The sequence below is a fragment of the Aeromonas popoffii genome, assembly GCF_000820025.1.
Lineage (GTDB): Bacteria > Pseudomonadota > Gammaproteobacteria > Enterobacterales > Aeromonadaceae > Aeromonas > Aeromonas popoffii.
Genome location: NZ_CDBI01000034.1, coordinates 1 through 20,070, shown reverse-complemented (window position 1 = coordinate 20,070; position 20,070 = coordinate 1). Strand labels below are relative to the sequence as shown.

Annotated in this window: 15 protein-coding genes and 4 pseudogenes; 11 read left to right on the top strand and 8 right to left on the bottom strand. The window is 58.0% G+C overall.

Features of this window, described 5'->3' with window-relative positions; translation table 11 throughout:
- The first annotated feature begins 147 nt into the window (after positions 1–147).
- From BN1129_RS07205 to serA, 3 genes are all read left to right on the top strand, one after another.
- Positions 148–747 carry a 5-formyltetrahydrofolate cyclo-ligase gene (locus tag BN1129_RS07205; protein WP_042035538.1) on the top strand — a complete coding sequence of 200 codons (600 nt, stop codon included), beginning with the start codon at positions 148–150 and terminating at the stop codon, positions 745–747.
- Between the two features lie 240 nt (positions 748–987).
- Positions 988–1,641, top strand: a complete 654-nt coding sequence (rpiA, locus tag BN1129_RS07200; RefSeq protein WP_042035537.1) for a ribose-5-phosphate isomerase RpiA — start codon at positions 988–990, stop codon at positions 1,639–1,641.
- 267 nt (positions 1,642–1,908) lie between these two features.
- Positions 1,909–3,141: a phosphoglycerate dehydrogenase gene (gene serA / locus BN1129_RS07195; protein ID WP_042035536.1), complete on the top strand. Its 1,233-nt coding sequence runs from the start codon at positions 1,909–1,911 to the stop codon at positions 3,139–3,141.
- 94 nt (positions 3,142–3,235) lie between these two features.
- On the opposite strand, the gene BN1129_RS07190 is transcribed toward serA, so the two are convergent.
- Entirely contained in the window at positions 3,236–3,616 is a 381-nt protein-coding gene (locus BN1129_RS07190; protein WP_042035535.1) for a diacylglycerol kinase, read from the bottom strand.
- 153 nt (positions 3,617–3,769) lie between these two features.
- Between BN1129_RS07190 and BN1129_RS07185 the strand changes: the two genes are divergently transcribed.
- The gene (locus tag BN1129_RS07185) at positions 3,770–4,837 is read left to right on the top strand and encodes a 3-deoxy-7-phosphoheptulonate synthase (protein WP_042035534.1); all 1,068 of its coding nucleotides are present in this window, start codon (positions 3,770–3,772) and stop codon (positions 4,835–4,837) included.
- A 125-nt stretch (positions 4,838–4,962) separates the two neighbouring features.
- Here the strand turns inward: BN1129_RS07185 and BN1129_RS07180 are convergent, their stop codons facing one another.
- The 3 genes and pseudogenes from BN1129_RS07180 to BN1129_RS23200 all read right to left on the bottom strand — a co-directional run.
- The gene (locus BN1129_RS07180; RefSeq protein ID WP_042035571.1) at positions 4,963–5,757 is read right to left on the bottom strand and encodes an ATP-binding cassette domain-containing protein; all 795 of its coding nucleotides are present in this window, start codon (positions 5,755–5,757) and stop codon (positions 4,963–4,965) included.
- The gene (gene btuC / locus BN1129_RS07175) at positions 5,744–6,751 is read right to left on the bottom strand and encodes a vitamin B12 ABC transporter permease BtuC (RefSeq protein ID WP_042035533.1); all 1,008 of its coding nucleotides are present in this window, start codon (positions 6,749–6,751) and stop codon (positions 5,744–5,746) included. Before btuC ends, BN1129_RS07180 begins: the two co-directional genes overlap by 14 nt.
- A gap of 103 nt (positions 6,752–6,854) precedes the next feature.
- A pseudogene (locus BN1129_RS23200) lies at positions 6,855–6,971 on the bottom strand (ABC transporter substrate-binding protein); the annotation flags it as partial.
- Between the two features lie 160 nt (positions 6,972–7,131).
- On the opposite strand from BN1129_RS23200, the gene BN1129_RS07170 reads away from it, so the two are divergent.
- From BN1129_RS07170 to BN1129_RS07150, 6 genes and pseudogenes are all read left to right on the top strand, one after another.
- The gene (locus BN1129_RS07170; RefSeq protein ID WP_042035532.1) at positions 7,132–7,488 is read left to right on the top strand and encodes a DMT family protein; all 357 of its coding nucleotides are present in this window, start codon (positions 7,132–7,134) and stop codon (positions 7,486–7,488) included.
- Positions 7,489–7,546: 58 nt separating this feature from the next.
- Entirely contained in the window at positions 7,547–8,686 is a 1,140-nt protein-coding gene (tapW, locus tag BN1129_RS07165; RefSeq protein ID WP_042035531.1) for a type IVa pilus ATPase TapW, read from the top strand.
- Positions 8,687–8,951: 265 nt separating this feature from the next.
- Positions 8,952–10,223: a glucose-1-phosphate adenylyltransferase gene (gene glgC / locus BN1129_RS07160; protein ID WP_042035530.1), complete on the top strand. Its 1,272-nt coding sequence runs from the start codon at positions 8,952–8,954 to the stop codon at positions 10,221–10,223.
- A 92-nt stretch (positions 10,224–10,315) separates the two neighbouring features.
- Positions 10,316–10,495 (top strand): annotated as a pseudogene (locus BN1129_RS24575) (WbuC family cupin fold metalloprotein); the annotation flags it as partial.
- 396 nt (positions 10,496–10,891) lie between these two features.
- Complete coding sequence (locus BN1129_RS07155) at positions 10,892–12,868, top strand: methyl-accepting chemotaxis protein (protein ID WP_042035529.1); 1,977 nt, start codon at positions 10,892–10,894, stop codon at positions 12,866–12,868.
- Between the two features lie 188 nt (positions 12,869–13,056).
- Positions 13,057–13,293, top strand: coding sequence for a hypothetical protein (locus tag BN1129_RS07150; protein WP_042035527.1), 237 nt, complete (start codon positions 13,057–13,059; stop codon positions 13,291–13,293).
- Positions 13,294–13,380: 87 nt separating this feature from the next.
- Here the strand turns inward: BN1129_RS07150 and BN1129_RS07145 are convergent, their stop codons facing one another.
- Both BN1129_RS07145 and BN1129_RS23190 read right to left on the bottom strand, forming a co-directional pair.
- Positions 13,381–14,283 carry a LysR substrate-binding domain-containing protein gene (locus tag BN1129_RS07145; protein WP_042035526.1) on the bottom strand — a complete coding sequence of 301 codons (903 nt, stop codon included), beginning with the start codon at positions 14,281–14,283 and terminating at the stop codon, positions 13,381–13,383.
- A gap of 97 nt (positions 14,284–14,380) precedes the next feature.
- Positions 14,381–14,509, bottom strand: a pseudogene (locus tag BN1129_RS23190) (IS630 family transposase); the annotation flags it as partial.
- 352 nt (positions 14,510–14,861) lie between these two features.
- Between BN1129_RS23190 and BN1129_RS07140 the strand changes: the two are divergent.
- Complete coding sequence (locus BN1129_RS07140) at positions 14,862–16,703, top strand: hemolysin N-terminal domain-containing protein (protein ID WP_042035525.1); 1,842 nt, start codon at positions 14,862–14,864, stop codon at positions 16,701–16,703.
- A 118-nt stretch (positions 16,704–16,821) separates the two neighbouring features.
- Here the strand turns inward: BN1129_RS07140 and BN1129_RS24160 are convergent.
- Both BN1129_RS24160 and BN1129_RS07130 read right to left on the bottom strand, forming a co-directional pair.
- Positions 16,822–17,142: pseudogene (locus BN1129_RS24160) on the bottom strand (IS4 family transposase); the annotation flags it as partial.
- Between the two features lie 129 nt (positions 17,143–17,271).
- On the bottom strand, positions 17,272–20,070 hold a 2,799-nt coding region (locus BN1129_RS07130; RefSeq protein WP_042035522.1), incomplete at its 5' end, for an autotransporter family protein.

Sequence of the window (20,070 nt, the reverse complement as noted above, 5' to 3'; positions counted from 1 at the left end):
CTGCCGGGCGGGGCATTGAATCCTGCCCGGCGGCCCATTTCAAGTAGGGCTGGTCGCACTGTTCATACCCCGCCAGCCTTGTTAAGGTAGCCCAGCCCGTTGCGGCAACCCATCTGCACCACACAGGTGCACACAAGAGGAGCCCCCATGCCGGATGATACCCAGCCTGAAAGACAATCCCTGCGCCAGCTCATCCGCCAGCGCAGAAAGAGCCTGAGCCAGGCCGAGCAGCAGGCAGCCGCCCAGCAGCTGGTTGCCCAGTTCAAGCAACATCCGGAGATCCTGGCCGCCAAACGCATCGCCCTTTATCTGGCCAACGACGGTGAACTCAATCCCCTGCCCGCCATCCACTGGCTGTGGGCCCAGCAAAAAGAGGTCTACCTGCCGGTGCTGCACCCCTTCACTCCGGGTCACCTGCTCTTCTTGCGCTATACCGCCACCAGCCCCATGACCCGCAATCGCTATGGCATCGCCGAGCCTGAGCTGGACATGTCCCAGGTGGTGCCTCACAGCACCCTCGACCTTATTTGCACTCCGCTGGTGGCGTTCGATGGCGAGGGCAACCGGCTCGGCATGGGCGGCGGCTATTACGATCGCACCCTCGCCTGCTGGCATGAACACAGGCTGGGCCCCAAGCCGCTGGGGATCGCCCACGACTGCCAGCAGGTGGAAACGGTACCGCAGGAGGAGTGGGACGTGCCGCTGCCGCAAATCATCACCCCCAGCCGCTGCTGGCAATTTCCATGACCACCGGGCAGTCGGCCCGCCCTGACTGCCAGCCCCTTTCTGTCTTGGCTTTGGCCTGCTCCCTGTTGCGCTCGATACCGCCACTTCCGCCCATCCCTCTGGCCCACCCGGGCGACAGGGCTCAATAAACAGGCAAACGATTTACATCTTGGGGATTTTTGGACCGGAACGTGAGCGCTGTGGTCGCTCTGAGGGGGATGCTTGGATATAATGCGCCCGCTTTTTCCCAAAGGATCCATCATGACTCAAGATGAAATGAAGAAGGCGGCCGGTTGGGCTGCGCTCAAGTACGTGGTTCCCGGCACCATAGTCGGGGTAGGCACAGGCTCTACCGTCAACCACTTCATCGACGCGCTGGCGACCATGAAGGGCCAGATCCAGGGGGCCGTATCCAGCTCTGTGGCCTCCACCGAGCGCCTCAAGGGCCTTGGCATCCAGGTGTTTGACCTCAACGACATCGATGCCCTCTCCGTCTATGTGGATGGTGCCGACGAGATCAACGCCACCCGCGACATGATCAAGGGCGGTGGCGCGGCCCTGACCCGCGAGAAGATTGTCGCCGCCGTGGCCGACAAGTTCATCTGCATCATAGATAACACCAAAACCGTGGACGTGATGGGCCAGTTCCCGCTGCCGGTGGAAGTGATCCCCATGGCCCGCGAATACGTGGCCCGCGAGATCCGCAAGCTTGGCGGCAATCCGGTGTGGCGTGAGGGGGTGGTGACCGACAACGGCAACATCATACTGGACGTCAAGGGAATGGCCATCAAGGATGCCAAAGGGCTGGAAGTGCAGCTTAACGCCATTGTCGGTGTGGTCACCAACGGCCTGTTCGCCCACCGCGGTGCCGATGTGGTGCTGATCGGTACGCCGGACGGCGTGGTTACCCAGTAACACAGACGGACGGGGGGGACGCTGTTTGGCATGGCACCCAGGGTCATGCCCCAATATCGTCCCCTGCATGGATGACGGCGCCTGATGGCGCCGTTTTCATTTATCCCTCAATGAGTTGCAAACTGTGGTTTACAACTATCGTTGAAAACTTCAAAGAATTTGACTTTCGTCACAAATATTCCCTCTCCCAACCGTTTTTGTTACTTTACGGTTTTCTTCACACACCATATCTGCACTCATTTTCTTTGCATACATAAAGGGATCGTCATGACTGCCAAGTTTTCGCTGGACAAGGATAAGATCAAGGTACTGCTGCTGGAGGGAGTCCATCCCAACACGGTGGAAACCTTTCGTGCGGCCGGTTACACCAGCGTGGAGTACCTCAAGACCTCCCTGTCGGAAGAGGATCTGATCGAACGCATTCGTGACGTGCATTTCGTGGGCCTGCGTTCCCGTACCCAGCTCACCGATAAGGTGCTGGACGCCGCTGGCAAGCTGGTCGCCATCGGCTGCTTCTGCATCGGCACCAACCAGGTCGACCTCGATGCCGCCCACCTGCGTGGTATCCCCGTCTTCAACGCCCCCTTCTCCAACACCCGCTCGGTAGCCGAACTGGTGCTGGGGGAGATACTGCTGCTGCTGCGCGGCATCCCGGAGAAAAACGCCAAGTGCCATCGCGGCGTGTGGGAAAAGCTGGCCAACCGTTCGGTCGAAGCCCGTGGCAAAAAGCTTGGCATCATAGGCTACGGCCACATAGGCACCCAGCTCGGCATCATCGCCGAGAGCATAGGCCTGAAGGTCTACTACTACGACATCGAGAACAAGCTCTCCCTGGGCAACGCCATCCAGGTGCCGAGCATGGTCGAGCTGCTCAATATGTCGGATGTGATCAGCCTGCACGTACCCGAGACGGCCTCCACCAAGGATCTGATCGGTACCGAGCAGCTGCGCATGATGAAGCCGGGCGCCATCTTCATCAACGCCTCCCGCGGCACAGTGGTAGATATCAATGCGCTGGCTGACGTCATCAAAAGCGGCCACCTCGCGGGCGCCGCCATCGACGTCTTCCCGAGCGAGCCCACGTCCAACGACGAGGAGTTTCTGACGCCGCTGCGCGGCCTGGACAACGTGATCCTGACCCCGCACATCGGTGGTTCCACGCAAGAAGCCCAGGAGAACATAGGGTTGGAGGTAGCCAACAAGCTGGTGAAGTATTCCGACAACGGCTCCACCCTCTCCGCCGTCAACTTCCCGGAGGTCTCACTGCCGGGCCACAAGGGTTCCAGCCGCCTGCTGCACATTCACCGCAACCAGCCGGGCGTCATGAACCAGATCAACCAGATCTTCGCCGAAGAGGGGATCAACATCGCCGGTCAATACCTGCAGACCAGCAGCCATATCGGCTACGTGGTGATCGACGTGGAGACGGAGCACAGCGAGAGGGCGCTGGCCAAGCTCAAGGAGATCAATGGCACCATCCGCGCGCGGATCCTGCACTGATGCCCTGAGCCCCAACGCTCGGCCAACAAAAAGCCCGTCTCGATGACGGGCTTTTTTATGCTAGAAGTGCCAGGAGGAAGGTTGCTCTGGCAACCTACCACCAGCCCAGCAGATTGCGCCCCACCAGCGCCCCCCACACCAGCGCATTGAGAGCCAGCGCGATAAAGACGGCGGCGGAGCCGAGATCCTTGGCGCGGCCCGACAGCTCGTGATGCTCCGAGCCCACCCTGTCCACCACGGCCTCGATGGCGGAGTTGAGGATCTCGACAATCACCACCAGCCAGCTGATGACAATGAGCAGCAGGATCTGGTTGAGGGAATCCCCGAGCCAAAAGGCCAGTGGCATCAGCAGCAGGATCAGTATTAGCTCCTGCCGGAAGGCAGCCTCGTTGATCCAGGCTGACTTGAGCCCCTTCATGCTGTAACCGGTTGCATTGATGATGCGGGTGACCCCGCTTGCCCCTGGCTTTGCCACGCTATCTACCTTATTTGGAATCGTTTGGGGATTCACATCCTATCAGAGCCCCACAAGGTTTCAATCGGGGGGGTTTTGCTTTATTTTATCCCTTTGCATTTTCGGCACGCCGTCGAGCAACAGCCCACGCCACCCACTCGAGAATTGAGTCGTATGTCCATTCACACCGATGAATTGCGCACCCGTCGCCTGGAGTCCCTGATCACTCCAAGCGAGCTCGCGCACGCCTTCCCTATCAACGACACCATTGCCCAGAATCTGCTGGATGCCCGCCGCGAAGTGGAAGCCATTCTGGCCGGTGAGGATCAGCGCCTGCTGGTCATCGTCGGCCCCTGCTCCATCCATGATCCGGCCGCCGCCCACGCGTACGCCCGCCGCCTCAACATCCTGCGCGAAGAATATAAAACCAGCCTGTGCATAGTGATGCGCACCTACTTCGAGAAGCCGCGCACCATAGTCGGCTGGAAGGGGCTCATCAATGATCCGCGCCTCGATGGCAGCTTCGACGTCAACGAAGGGCTGAAATTGGCCCGCAAGCTGCTGGTCGACATCAACGAGATCGGCATGCCCACCGCCACCGAGTTCCTCGACATGGTGACCGGCCAGTACATCAGCGATCTCATCACCTGGGGCGCCATCGGCGCGCGCACCACCGAATCCCAGGTGCATCGCGAGATGGCCTCCGCCCTCTCCTGCCCGGTCGGCTTCAAGAACGGCACAGATGGCAACACCCGGATCGCCATCGATGCGGTGCGTGCCGCCCGCCACAGCCACATCTTTTATTCCCCGGACAAAGACGGCAAGATGACCATCTACCGCACCGCCGGCAACCCCTTTGGCCACGTGATCTTGCGTGGCGGCCACAGGCCCAACTACGACACCGCCAGCGTCGACGAAGCATGTGAAGCGCTGGCCGACGTGGGCATGCCCGAGCGCCTGGTGGTCGATTTCAGCCACGGCAACAGCATGAAGGATCACCGCCGTCAGCTATTGGTAGCCCAGGACATCTGCGATCAGCTGCGCCGTGGTCGCACCGGCATCGCCGGCATCATGGCCGAGAGCTTCCTGGTGGAAGGGCGTCAGGATGTGGAGAACGGCTGCGCCGCCACCTTCGGTCAGAGCATCACGGATGCCTGCCTGTCGTGGAACGACACCGAAACCCTGCTGGCGATGCTGGCTGAAGCGGCGCAGGTGCGGTTGGATAAAACCAGACAGGGTTAAAGTAAGCTGCATCTTATCTGGATAAACAATGAGAGGGAGGGTGAGCCGCGCAAGCCGCGACCCACCCTGCATCCGTTTTGCCTGACACGCATTGGGCTTCGCTTAGCCCCATGCCAACGCGCCTCTCACAAGCTGGGCATAAACCAGACCCGACCGGCCGCCTCGACGCGGTCTGTCTTTATCTGAAACACCCGCTCCAGCAACGCCTCGTCGATAAGCTCTGCCCCCCCCTCGCTCACCACTCGCCCCTGTTGCAGACAGAGGATCCGATCCGCCCAGTCGATGGCCAGGTTGATATCGTGGATGGCGAGCACCACCAGCAAGCCCTCACGGGCCAGCGTCTTTAGCAGTCGCAACAGCGCCAGCTGATGGTGCAGATCGAGCCCAGCCAGCGGCTCGTCCAACAGCAGCACCTTGCCGGTCGGGTTGAGGCTCGGCCACAGCTGCAACAAGGTACGGGCAATCAGCACCCGCTGCTGCTCTCCTCCCGACAGTCGGCTGAAGTCCCGGGCCAGCAAGCTTTCCAGCTCCAGCGCCTCGCACAACGCCTTGATCGCCTCGTTTTGTCTGGCAGGCGCAACCCCCTGATCGAGCCCCAAACTCAGCACCTGAAACACCGGTATATGAAACAGCTGGGGCTGGCGCTGGGGCAACATGGCGCGCCGTTTGGCCAGCTCCGGCCAGCTCAGGTCAGTGAGCACGTCCCCTCCCAGCAGTACCGAGCCCTCGGCGGGCAGGATCCCCGCTAGCGCACCGAGCAGGGTCGACTTGCCACTGCCATTGGGACCGAGCAGCGCCACCAGCTGGCCGCCATGCCAACGTAGATCGAGGGGAGAGAGCCGCCCTGCAATGGCGAGCGCGCGCGCCTCCAGCAGCGGCGCAGCAGCACGATCAACAGAGATGGGATCAGCGGGCGACATCGGCATCTTGCCTCAATAGCAGGTAGATAAAGAGTGGCGCCCCCACCGAGGCAGTGATGACGCCGATGGGTAACTCACCTGCACTCAAGGCCGAGCGCGTTACCAGATCGGCCCCCAGCAGCAGGGCTCCGCCCCCCAGCGCCGAGGCGGGCAACAGGAAGCGCTGGTCGCTACCGCCGCACAGGCGCAGCAGATGGGGCACCACCAGCCCGACGAAGCCGATGACACCGCACAGGGATACCGCAAGACCGGTGAGCAGACAGACCGCCAACACCAGCCGCACCCGCATCCTGTCGACGTCCAGCCCCATCAGACGGGCCTGGGTCTCCCCCAGCAGCAGTTGCTGCAAGGCCTTGCCCTGCCAGCAGATCCAACCCAGGGTGAGCGGCAGCACCAGCCACCACCAGGCGATCTGCTGGCTGCCGTAGGCGAGGCTGCCCATCATCCAGAACATGTACTCGCGCAGGGAGCCATCGTCGGCAAAGTACATCAGCCAGGTCATGGCCGCATTGGTGAGGATGCCGATGGCGACCCCAAATAGCAGCAGCCGAGCATGACCGAGCCGTGCCCGGCGCGCCAGCCGAATGAGCAACATGGTCACCAGCAGCGCGCCACCGAAGGCCGCCAGCGACAGCCCCCAGCCCGGCAGATAGACGCCGAGGGATTTGGCCACCGCCATCGCCACCATGGCAGCCAATCCCGCCCCGCTCGAGACACCGAGCAGACCGGGTTCGGCCACCGGGTTGTGCAGCATCACCTGCAGCACGGCGCCGCCACAGGCAAGCGCGGCCCCCGCCAGCAGGGCCAGCAAGGCGCGTGGCAACCGCAGCTCCAGCAGGATGCGCTGTTCGAGCTCCCCCATGGGTTGCCAGGGCAGCAGCACGAACTCGCCCCAGGCGAGGGAGAAGAGAAACAGCGTGAGGGTCAACAGCACCAGGCCGAGCAACCAGCCCCGCTGCCAGCGTCGCTGGCGGGCGAGCAGAGAGAGATACACAGAGGATCCCCGAACGTGAACAAGGCCCGGCGCCGATGCAGGATTGACCAGCCCGGCACACAAGGATGAAAAACGCATGATAACAGCGTGTTACCACCCGAGGTCAAGGCTGGTAAGCCTTGGCCAGGGCCTGGATTTCGCCGCTGGCCACCAGTGCCTGCAGCGCCAGCACCAACGGCTTTCTGCGCGCCTGATGGGGTGAGTGCTTGCTCATGCCCATGCACCAAGTAAACAGCAGACCAAGCACACCCCAGCTTGTCTTGCCCATCCTGTGACCTCTCGTGTTACCCCATCCTTGATGGATTAAAAAAAACCTGCGGCCCCACTTATAGAAACCCGCGACTCAGAGATAAAATGCGATTGATTTTAAAGGAGATCCAATGAACCCTATCATTACCAGTATCGGTCTGCTGCTATGCAGCAACGTCTTCATGACCTTCGCTTGGTACGCCCACCTCAAGAGCATGAACCACAAACCCTGGATCATCGCCGCCCTGGTGAGCTGGGGTATCGCCCTGTTCGAATACCTGTTGCAGGTGCCCGCCAACCGCATCGGCCATACGGTGATGAGCGTGGGCCAGCTCAAGATATTGCAGGAGGTGATCACCCTCACCGTGTTCGTCCCCTTCTCTATCTTCTATCTCAAGGAAGACCTGAAATGGGACTACCTCTGGGCAGGGCTCTGCATCATGGGCGCAGTGTTTTTTGTGTTTCGCGAGAAACTGACCGGCGCCTGAGGCTGTACACTCAATCACATCCCCCATCACGACATCTCCTTGATAGACGAGGCAAAAAATGGAATTGCGAGACATGTTACAGATCCTGGCCCAACAGGACGGCTCCGACCTCTATCTGTCAACCGGCGCTCCCCCCTGCGCCAAGTTCAATGGCGGATTACGTCCCCTTCTGGAGACACCACTCGAGCCGGGCGAGGTAGCAAACATTGCCGCCGCGATCATGGATGGCGAGCAGAAACTGCAATTCGAGAAGGAGCTGGAGATGAACCTCGCCATCTCCCTGCCCCAGATCGGCCGTTTCCGGATCAACATCTTCAAGCAGCGCAACGAAGTCTCCCTGGTGGCCCGCAACATCAAAACCGAGATCCCGCGCTTTGAAGATCTCAAACTCCCCCCGGTACTGCTCGACACCATCATGGAGAAACGCGGCCTGGTGCTGTTTGTGGGCGGTACCGGCTCGGGCAAGTCGACATCACTTGCCGCGCTTATCGACCATCGCAACCGCAACAGCGGCGGTCACATCATCACCATCGAGGATCCGGTGGAGTTCGTTCACCGCCACCGCAAGAGCATCATCAACCAGCGGGAGGTGGGGGTAGATACCCGCAGCTTCCACGCCGCGCTCAAGAATACCCTGCGCCAGGCGCCAGACGTGATCCTTATCGGTGAAATCCGCGACCGCGAAACCATGGAGCATGCGCTGGCCTTCTCCGAAACCGGCCACCTTGCCATCTCCACCCTGCACGCCAACAACGCCAACCAGGCGCTGGACCGTATCATCAACTTCTTCCCGGAGGAGCGCCGCCCGCAGCTGCTCAACGATCTGGGCAACAACCTCAAGGCGTTTGTCTCCCAGCGGCTGGTCAAAACCACGGACGGCGGCCGCCGGGCGGCGGTGGAGATCATGCTCGGCACCCATACCATCCGCGACATGATCAAGCGCGGTGAATTTGGCGGTCTCAAGGAGGTGATGGAGAAATCCAAGGCCCTCGGCATGGTCACCTTCGACAGCGCCCTGTTCGATCTGGTGGTCGAAGGGGTGATAGAAGAGGAAGAGGCGGTGAAAAACGCCGACTCGGCCAACAACCTGCGCCTCAAGATCAAGCTGTGGAAAGATAAGGGCCAGATAGCCAGCAGCAGCGATGCAACAGGTTGGAGTCTGGAACCCACCAAGGATGAGAAAGACGATCTTTTCTAGTGCAAGTCCCCCCCGTTAAACAGACACCCGCTTCGGCGGGTGCTTGTTTAAAAAACGCTGTTTATTCAAAGTAATCCCCCCCTTTCAGCCCGCTGACAACCTGACATCTGGTGAACTATCGCGCTGCCTGCGACAATTTCTGCCACCTCAAATGACAAAATCATCACTTGCTCGAAAAAACGGATGAAAAGTGTGAGTGAAAGCACTTTCAAACAAGCTTCAAAGGAGGCACTATCGAAGAGATGTATCAATAAAGGGGTATTCAATGTTGTTACAACCTGCCAATACAGCAAAATCCAGACAATTGCTGAACGAGACCATGGCTTTGGTTCTCGCAGGAGGGCGGGGCAGTCGCCTCAAGCAGTTAACGGACAACAGGGCGAAACCGGCAGTGCATTTCGGCGGCAAGTTCCGCATCATCGACTTCGTACTTTCCAATTGCATCAACTCGGGGATCCGCCGGGTCGGCGTAGTCACCCAGTACAAGTCCCACAGCCTGCTGCGCCACCTGCAATCGGGCTGGTCATTCCTGCGCTACCAGATGAACGAGTTCATCGACTTGCTGCCAGCCCAGCAACGGGTGGACGAGGTCAACTGGTATCGCGGCACCGCCGATGCCGTCTATCAGAATCTGGATATCATTCGCGATCACGGCCCCAAATATGTGGTGGTGCTGGCGGGGGATCACATCTACAAGATGGATTACGCCGCCATGCTGCTCGACCATGTCAACATGGGTGCCAAGGTGACAGTGGCCTGCATCGAGGTACCGCGTACCGAGGCGAGCGCCTTTGGCGTGATGGCGGTGGATGAGGATCGCAAGATCAACGCCTTCGTCGAGAAACCGGCCAATCCGCCGGCCATGCCGGGCAAGGCCGATACGGCGCTGGCCTCCATGGGGGTCTATGTCTTCGAGGCAGAGTATCTCTATCAGCTGCTGGAAGAGGATCTGGCCAACCAGGCCTCACACCACGATTTTGGCATGGACGTGATCCCGCGGGTGGTCAAGGAGGGCACTGCCTACGCCCATCCGTTCAGCATGTCCTGTGTCGGCTGCTGCCCGCAAAAGCGCCCCTACTGGCGCGATGTGGGGACTGTGGACTCCTTCTGGGAGGCCAACATGGATCTCGCCTCCGTGATGCCCGAGCTCGACATCTATGATCAGGAGTGGCCCATCTGGACCAGCCAGAACATGACGCCCCCCGCCAAATTCGTGCAGGACAGAAATGGCCAGCATGGCATGACCATCAACTCCATGTTCTCCGGCGGCACCATCGTCAGCGGCTCCTTCATCGTGAGCTCTGTACTGTTCAACCATGTGCGGGTCGACTCCTTCTGTACCCTGGATCAGGCAGTGATCTTCCCCGGTGTAGAGATAGGGCCCGGCTGCCGTTTGCGCCGGGTGGTCGTTGACAAAGGCTGCAAACTGCCTGAAGGCTTGGTGGTGGGGGAAAACGCCTGCGAAGATGCCCGTCGCTTCCACCGCTCCGAGCAGGGCATAGTGCTGGTCACCAAGGAGATGTTGGCCAAGCTGTGAGCCCCAGCACCTGACGCAAAAAAGGAGCCGCCGGCTCCTTTTTACATTGGCTTACCGCTAGCCCCGTACCTGGCAGGCACGCCGATGAGGCTGCCCACTCCCCGCGCCAGCGCATGAACCACAATCTGCACAATGGACTTACCGACCCCATCCAGCGGCTGGCCATCGCCATGGAACCAGCGACCTATATACGCCCCCTGCGCCACCAGGCAGCCTGGTTGCTCCAGCCATCAAGAAGACCTGCCACTGACCCAATGCTGTTCACTGAGTAGCCCCTGATCGGCTCGCAGAGTGAGGCTGAACATCCCCGTGAGCATCAGAAAGGTAAGAGAGCCACCGTGGACGAGAGACTTGTTGTGTTGAAACCAGCGAGTGATGGGCTGAAGCACCTTGCCCATGCATGCTGACTTGAAGAGGATGGTGGTGCCCAGCTCACCACCACCTCAGAGGGCTCCATTCAAGCCTCACTGATGTAGGTAACAATGCCCCTGAACAACCAAAGAGGCCGACAGCCATGTCGGCCTCTTTCTTGTCAGCACACCCCGCCTTTCATCGCATCCAAATATCGCCACGCGCTGCTGCCAGCATCCCGCACAACGCAATTGACTTATCTATCTATAATCATCATCTGGGTGGCATATGTGACCTTATTTATCAAGGAGAGAGATATGGAGAGGGCGATACACCGTTTTACACTGCACTCACTCTGGTCAGGGCTCGGGATCCGCACCCGGATCCTCTCCGGGGTGGCCATTCTGATGATCATCGCCATCAGTTGCATCACCCTGATCCTGGAGCAGATCTCCCACAATCAGGCACAGCAGCGGGTCGAACGCTACGAGCTGCCAAGCAGTGTGGACCGGATCGCCAACCAGCTGACCGCCCAGCTGATCCAGCATCTGACCGAAGCGCAGGCGCTGGCCAACAACCGCTTTGTTATCGACTGGCTGACCGCCGGCATGCCAGAGCAAGAGTGGCCCGCCATAGAGCGCTACTTTCAGGATCTTCAGCAGCGCATCGGTGGCAATGTCTTTATCGCGCCACGCCAGAGCAGTACCCTGATCAACTTCAGTGGCAGTACCACAGCCCAAAAACAGTTGAGCGAGTCAGACCCGAAAGATGAGTGGTTCTACGGTTTTCTCAAACGGGGCAAACCGTACGAGTTGAACCTCGATATCTCGGATTTCGACCAGAGCGCCTCCCTCTATATCAACACAGCCGTGACCGCAGCAGGCAAGACCCTGGCGGTGGCGGGCACCTCCATTGACATGAGCGCCCTGAGCAAGCTCATCAGCGGCTACCGGATTGGCAAGAGCGGTCAAGTCTATCTGGCCGATATGGAGGGCAATATCGAGATCCACCCCGAGCAGGAGCAACAAGGCTCCGCCCACCATCAGCAATCCTTCCTCGACACCGTCAAACGGCTCATCCCCAACGCCCGGGAGCAAGTGGCGGTGGAAGCGCTGACGCTGGAGGGGCAGACCTACCTCATTGCGGTACGTTACATCCCCACCCTCAACCGGCTACTGATTGGCGAGATCAACGGTGCCGAACTGGAAGAGGGGCTGCTCGCCTCCCGCAAGCTGATCATCATGGTGTCACTGGCCATCGGCGGGCTGGCGATGCTGGCTTCGGCCTGGCTGGCTCACTCCATCAGCCGCCCCATTCGTCAGGCGGCCGATGGCATGCACCACATCACCGCCGATCGGGATCTGGTGACTCGCCTCGACTTCTCTGACAAATCCGAGCTGGGGATGATGGCCCAGAGCTTCAACCAGCTGATCCAGAGCCTGAACCAGAGCTTCTCCCGCTTCCAGCAGTCAGGCAGCGCCCTCTCGGCGCAGTCATCCCAATCCATGCAACAGGCCCAGGCGCTGGCGGGTGAAGCCTGCCAGCAGGCCCAGAGTATTCAGGAGCTGACCAATGTGGTCTCCATCATCGGCAACAACGCCGAGCAGATCGCCACCCGCTCGGAGGGAGTCAACGAGGTGACCCGGCGTATCGCCAGCCACATGATCGCCATCGAGCAGGATGTGACCCAAAGTGCCGAGCAACTCGATACCTTGCGCAACAGCATCGGCAGCTCCTCCGCCCTGCTGGAGGAGGTGGTCAAAGACAGCAACAACATCACCCAAATCATGAATCTGATCCGCGATGTGTCGAACCAGACCAACCTGCTGGCCCTCAACGCCGCCATCGAAGCGGCCCGCGCGGGGGAGATGGGCCGCGGCTTTGCCGTAGTTGCCGACGAAGTACGTCAACTGGCCGTGCGCACCCAAACTGCAACCAAGGATGTGCAGGATCTCATCTTGCGCCTGCAAGAGGGTACCCGTCAGGCCAGCAGCTCGATGGCGGACTCCCGCACCCTGAGCGAAGAGGGTTATAGCAGGATGCATCAGACCAGAGAGGTGCTGATCGATGCCACCAGCCAAATCAACCAGACCGCCCTCGAGATCAACGAGATCAGCGCGCTGGCACAGGCCCAGAATCAACAGATGGGGCAGGCCAGAACGGCGCTGGATGAGCTCGCCATGGTGGCCGAACTCCAGCGGGAACACGCGCAGGAGAGCAATATAGCCAGTAGTGAGCTGTTTGAGCTGGCCAAGGCCATCGACGAGCAGATCCGCCAATACCGGATTGGCTAGGTCCAGTCCCTCCCCCCTCTCAGTAACCAGCACGCCACCGCAAGGTGGCGTTTTCATTTTGCGAATCATTTTGCGCGCGATCCCGAAACGGGAATGCGGCGATAATCCACAAATCATTGATAGTTAACGGGAAAAAAGGTGGAACGGCCATTGCTTAGTGATATCAGACCCAACAGAGGGATATCGCCATGAAATCGACCACCACTCAAGCACCCGTAGCCCAGCCATCCGTCGCTCAAAAAGAGGCTCTGACCCCCCGAGAAGGAACCTTTCTGATGATGGTGGCCCAACTGGTGGTACTCACCAGCATCGTACTGGCGACCACCGCGGGTGGACTCTCCTGGCAGTGGACCCTGCTGCTGGCCATTGCGCCCGTGATCGGCGGCGCCCTGCTCAGCCGGGTGTGGGGCAAATTGCCTCGTTAAAGCCGTCTCGCCGCACACACCTTCCCGAACTCGCGGCCGACCCTCAACTCGGCCGTCTGTTTATCTGCTTGGCCGTACGACGTGGCGTTACAGGGTATGGCTTCTCAGCTGCTCTTTGAGAAAATCGAGCCAGACCCGCAGCCGGATGTCGCGCTGGGCATCGGAGTAAAACACCGCATTGATGGGGCGCGAGGCGCCGCTGTTGCTGCGCGCCAGCACCTCCACCAGAGCGCCGCTGGCCCGATCCGGCCCTGTCATAAAGTCCGACAGGCAGACGATCCCCTGCCCTGCCAGCGCCAGCTGACGCAAGGTTTCGCCGCTGCTGGCCCGCAGACTGGGGGTGATGGCAAAGCGATCCCCCTGCTCGGCACTGAGCAGCGGCCAGTGGTTGAGGTGATCGGGATGCAAAAAGCCCAGCAGCTCGTGGCCAGCCAGCAGATCCGCCGGCTGGCGCGGGGTACTGCGCTCGCTCAGGTAAGCGGGCGATGCCAGCAACCTTAGCCGCGAGTGGCCAAGCGGCAGGGCGCGCAGGGAAGAGTCGGCCAGCTCGCCGATACGGATGGCCATGTCCACCCGCCGCTCCATCAGATTGATAAAGCCCTCCGAGCTGTGCAATTGCAGCTCGATGGCGGGGTAGCGACGGCGAAACTCACCGATGATGGGCACCAACCGGTGCAGGATAAAGGGGGTGGCCGCATCGACCCGTAATATCCCCGCCGGCTGCGCCTTGCGCATCAGCAGGTGTCCCTCCGCCTCGCTCATCTCGGTCAGGATCTTCACCGCACGCTGATAGAACCAGCTCCCCTCTTCGGTCAGGCTGACCCGGCGGGTGGTGCGGTTGAGCAGCACGGTCGAGAGCTTCTCTTCCAGCCGCTTGATGCCACGGCTCACCACAGAATTGTCCATCCCCAGGTTCTCCGCCGCCTGGCGAAAACTGCCCGCCTCCACCACCGCCACAAACAGGGTCAGTTCATCAGAATGGGTCTTCATTGCTGTTATCCGGACAAGAGTGATGGGCCTTTATAGGTGCAGCCGCGCTGGATTAGCAAGTGAGCTCTGGTGCCACATCTTCGTTTGCACAGATAAATAACGAGCGGCCTTCATGTAGCAACAGGGCGGCTATCAAACGGCGTTTATGACCGTTATCACGGGTGGAGTGGATAATTTTGTGAATACGGCGCCGTTGTGGTCGCGGCAAGGGTGAAAGTACGGGTATCAATTAAGTCCTTTTCGTGTATTTTGTTTGGCGACTAATCAGATCAACGGGACTGAGCTCCCTTCTTCCAGTGATCTGCTATTCGGAACGACTATTTAACTACGGTCATTGAACCTATTTACAGATACATCCAGTTACAAAAAAACCACTTTTATATACGCTATATGCGCGGTGAATCACATTTCCTTCCTACCTAATAAATGTTTGATTGACACAATTTTTTGTTTACATTTAATAGATGCGAACGAGCCCACACAGGATGGAGCTATTAATATTAAATTTAATAGTGAAATGAAATTTTCGACATGATACAGGCTCAGTAGATACAACCAATCACAATAGGTGTTTAAAAATGAAGAAAACAAAAATAGCAATTTTATTGATTACCTTGACATCATTATCAACCCCCACGCTAGCTTTAGAAACAATGAGCTCTTTTGCTACAAGAGCAAACATTGACACAGATAATGTAAATTACATAAATTTTAACAAAAAGTTAATTGAGTCACGTAAAAACAATGATCGTCACACACCTAGCTACAACGACATAATACAGAAGACTTTAGAAGAAGGGGAAGTATTTCTATTTGATTTTAGTGACATTAAAAAGAAAGAAGATATTGAAGTCGCGAAAGAGAAATTCAGAAAAACAATTCCAATTTCTTTTGATGAAAATGCCATCGTGGTCAGTCGACATAATGGCAAAGTCATGCTAACTCCCATAGATACAGACAAGGCCGAGCTGATTCACGATACCTTATATAAAATAGAACAATTAAGTGATTTGAGTGACATCTCTCCAGCAACTAATTTTAGCTATCAAGGTGAATTCAACCAACAAATCCCTATGATTGAGTATTACCTCAATCTCAATAACTCAAGTGTTATACAGAACTCAACCTGTGGAGTTAGCTGGGATGGTAGTACCATATCCACCTGTAAAGACAGAGATATCGACTTAATATTCTTGGTATCGCTAGCAAGCTCCGAGAAATCTGGGATGTCTAATAATGGTAAATTCGTAAGGGTTAGCATTGGTAAAGAAACTCAAGGCCGTGGGATCACGCTAAACCATGAGGCCATCAGAACAATTAAAAACAAAGAAAAATATAGTAGCACTGAGTTCATGAGTGCTCCAATTATTGAGGCAGCAACCTTCACTGTTAAATCAGACAAAAATTCACCATCTAAAGCAAGAGCCCGTATCTTCAATTCGTTCCCTGAAAATATCAATCCTGAAAGCAGTATTAGCCAGGGGAATAAAGTCACTTATAATGCAACACTAAGTGTTACGGCGAAGCAGCCTACGCTCACCACAAGTGTCACCTCAGAACAAAGTCGCAATGTTACGATCGCATCAAGAGAGTATGCAGTATCAAAAAGATTACTTAATGACCCCAGCGGCAGTGATGAAGCAATTTTTTCATGGGAGAGGAAACAGTTTAATAATGCCAAAGATAACATGAGGTGGTATGGCGCTCAAAACTCTTTAAATAGAAAAGACCCATTGATGTATGACAATATATCTCAAATGTCTTACGAGAATTTCATGCCTAGCTTTGATGTTACCTTTGTGAACGATGAAAAAGGAAAGGCTGGCACAGGAACGTTTAACATTGAAGCCGTAATTACACCCAAAGTATTCAAAGCATATGGCGATGTTATCTGTAGTACCACCCCAATTTGTAGAACAAAATTCAGAGGCGAGTCTATCCAGGCACCGCCATTGAAAGCAAATATTTCATTTAAAGTGGATTGGGATAACCCTGTATTTATTGGTCAGTGGCCAGTAAATCTACAATTGGGAGGAGTATCAAGCAAATGCACTAGCATCATTGGAAACAATAACTCACCAACATTCACTTTTGAGACCTGTGATATTAACAACAATAAGAAACAGGGTTTCTTTATGGATAAATTTGGAAGACTACAAAGTATTTCCGCCATTGGGTACTGCTTAGAAAGAACATCAGATGATATCAGCAAGCACGGCGTATCCATGGGGCTATGTAATGACAATATGAAGCTTGAGCAGCATTGGGTATGGGATGGTGACACCCTGATTAACCAGCTTTATAAAGAGCAAGTTTTCGTAAATATTAGCAATAACGATGTTATTCTTGCAAAGGACAAACCACAAGGTAGCAACCCAATTTCTTATAGTCGTTTCCTGGAGTTATTTACCCCGATGTAGGAACCCCCACACTTCAATAGCGAAAAAAGTTAATGAAATTAATTTTCAAGGGTGCATGATGCGCCCTTTTTTCATTGTCATAAATAATCGTTCATGCACAGGTCATTAAGAAAGCGCACTATTTAAAACGCTTTTCAAACATCCTGTTTTGTATCAATGTCATCTGCTTGGTCCAACGGACATTTTTAGCCAAATAAACGGAGACCCACGCCACCCCCTCCCTGATCTCACCCATCGCACGATGCGCAACTGCTTCTAATATCGGCAACCACCACGTAACGCTATACCTCGCCGCTTTCAGTCTGGATAGTCCTTCGTTCATCAGCGTATGAGCCCTCCGTCGCTTCATCTCTAACGACGACTGGCTAGCCCTCCCCTTCTGCAAGGGTTTTCCGGCCGGTCACAAAGCCCTTGAGCCGTTGTGCAATTTCCACTCCTTCGGCGCAGCTAAAGCACAACACTCCGCCAAAGTCGGGGTCTGGCGGAGTGTTATTTTGTGGCTATACCTCAGGGGGATCCATTTCCTTCTGTAGGGAGCAACCCAAACATGTTGAACTGGATCCTGGATTCAGAACTGGCCATTCAGACCCAGGCGGATAGTGTCGTTACGCTCGTTCGTGCCAAGAGCTGTTTTGTACGAAACCCCCACTTGCCAGACGCGTCCGAGGTTAAAGTCCACGCCCATTTCCAAACTAGCAAAATCGCTGTCCACCGCGTCGGGCTTGAGCTGGTACAGGGTGCCTTCGTCACCCTGATCGATGTAGCGCATCTTGTAGTCGCTACTGTTACTGAAGTTGTGGCCCCAGGCCAGGCCGACCTTGGGCGTGACCAAACCGATTTGGGTCGTCAGATCGTAGCTCGATCGCACGCCGAGGTAGGAGGTGAAGTTCTGCTGGCGCTGCTTGTCGTAGGACAAGCCGTAAATGCCGCCGCCACTTTCACGGTAGGCATCCAGGTATGTGCTGCTGGCGTTCAAGCGGCCGTAGGGCGTCAGCGACATAGGCCCCTGGCGGTATTCATTGCTGGCAGTCAGGGAGGCGAACAACTGATCGGCATCCCGCGAGCCACGGACATAATCATCGGCGCTGCCAGTGATGTAGCGGCGCGAGTCGAAGCTGATGCGGTTGTAGCCCAGCAGGCCGTCGGCATGCACCTGCGGTGCCAAGTTCAGGCTCAGGTAGGTGGCGATGCCGATAGAATCCCCATCGCTGCGAGTGTCGTGTTTACCGATGTCACTGCGGTCATTGCCGTAGCCGATACCGACACCAGCAATGGCGGTCGGCGACAGACGATAGTCGACACCGACGCCCAGGCTCAGGGTGGTGAAGCTGTTGTCCTGCGCACCCTGTGCATGGGTCGAGCCGACGCTGACGAAGCCGTCGCTCCAGAACGCCATGGCATCCTGTTTGCAGTTGTTCTGCCGGGAGGTAGCGACTTCGCGTTTCTCCTGCTCGGTCTGGTTAGCCGAGTTCTCCAGCTGGCTCTGGACGGCTTTGGCGATCTGGCCCAACGGTACGTCGCGGCCTTCGTTGCGCAAGCTGGCATTGAACGAATTGCGGTCGCAACTCATCTGGTGCAGCTGTTCAAGACGCCGATTGAAGTTGTCCATCTGGATGGTGGCAAAACGCTCGGCTGCGCGGGTCTGGGCGTTGAGCAGGCCGATGACCTCTTCGTCTTTGGTCGGGTCCGGGCGCTCCTGGATCATGAAGCTGACAGTGCTCACGGCACGGGCTCCGCTACCATTCTCCAGGCTGAAGCTGACGACCGCAGTGCCGACGAAGGCGGCCGAAGGCACGAAACTCATTGAGAAGCGGCCGGTCATCATCGCCCGTCCAGCCGATGCCGGTGTGACCGACCCCAGTGTAGCCTGGGTGAACGGGCCACCGGTGGCGCCCTGGGTCAAGTCGACGGTGGCCGACTGGCCCGCCGCCAGGATCTGGCTGGAGGCCGGCACGTTGATCTCCATGGCGGCGATGGTGATCGAGTAGGCCTGGGAGCAGCTGGCGCCGTTGGCATCGGTAACAGTAATGGTCAGGTTACTGGTGCCGGTGGTGCTCGGCGTGCCACTGACCAGACCGCTGGCGCTGTTCAGGCTCAGGCCCTCCGGCAGGCTGCCGTTGCTGATGCTGTAACTGTAGGGCGCGGCGCCGCTGGAGACGCTCAGGGTCGCGCTGTAGCCCGTGCCGACGGAGCCGTTGCTCAGTGAGCCAGGGCTCAAGGTAATGCTCGGTGCACTGACGGTAATGGTCACCGTGGCCGGGCTGGAGGTGCCGCTGGCGTTGGTGGCTGTGTAGGTGAAACTGTCAGCGCCAGAGAAGCCAGCAGTCGGGCTGTAGGTGATGCTGGTGCCGCTGGCGCTGGCGGTGCCATGGCTGGCAGCGCTGGCCACGGCAACGCTGCTGGCGGCACCGCTGATGTTCAGGGTGATCGGGTTGGCGCTGCTGTTGGCCGCCACCGTGGCGCTGACGGCGTTGGCCACCGGTGCTTGGGCGCCGATGGTGAGCGTGTAGGCCTGCACACCGCTGGCGCTGTTGGCGTCGGTGGCGGTCACGCTCAGGTTGCTCGTGCCGCTGGCGCTTGGTGTGCCACTGATCACCCCGGTGCTGGTATTCAAGCTGAGGCCAGCCGGCAGAGCACCTGCAGTGATGGCGTAGGTGTAAGGCGCTGTGCCGCCGGAGGCACTCAGGGTCTCGCTGTAGCCCGTGCCGACGGAGCCGTTGCCCAGCGTCGTCGGGCTCAGGCTGATACTCGGTGCACTGACGGTAATGGTCACCGTGGCCGGGCTGGAGGTGCCGCTGGCGTTGGTGGCGGTGTAGGTGAAACTGTCGGCGCCAGAGAAGCCAGCTGTCGGGGTGTAGGTGATGCTGGTGCCGCTGGCGCTGGCGGTGCCATGGCTGGCAGCGCTGGCCACGGCGACGCTGCTGGCGGCGCCGCCGCTGATGTTCAGGGTGATCGGGTTGGCGCTGCTGTTGGCCGCCACCGTGGCGCTGACGGCGTTGGCCACCGGTGCTTGGGCGCCGATGGTGAGCGTGTAGGCCTGCGAACCGCTGGCGCTGTTGGCGTCGGTGGCAGTCACGCTCAGGTTGCTCGTGCCGCTGGCGCTTGGTGTGCCACTGATCACCCCGGTGCTGGTATTCAGGTTGAGGCCAGCCGGCAGAGCACCGGCAGTGATGGCGTAGGTGTAGGGCGCGGTGCCGCCGGAGGCGCTCAGGGTCTCGCTGTAGCTCGTGCCGACGGCGCCGTTGCCCAGCGTCGTCGGGCTCAGGCTGATACTCGGTGCACTGACGGTAATGGTCACCGTGGCCGGGCTGGAGGTGCCGCTGGCGTTGGTGGCGGTGTAGGTGAAACTGTCGGCGCCAGAGAAGCC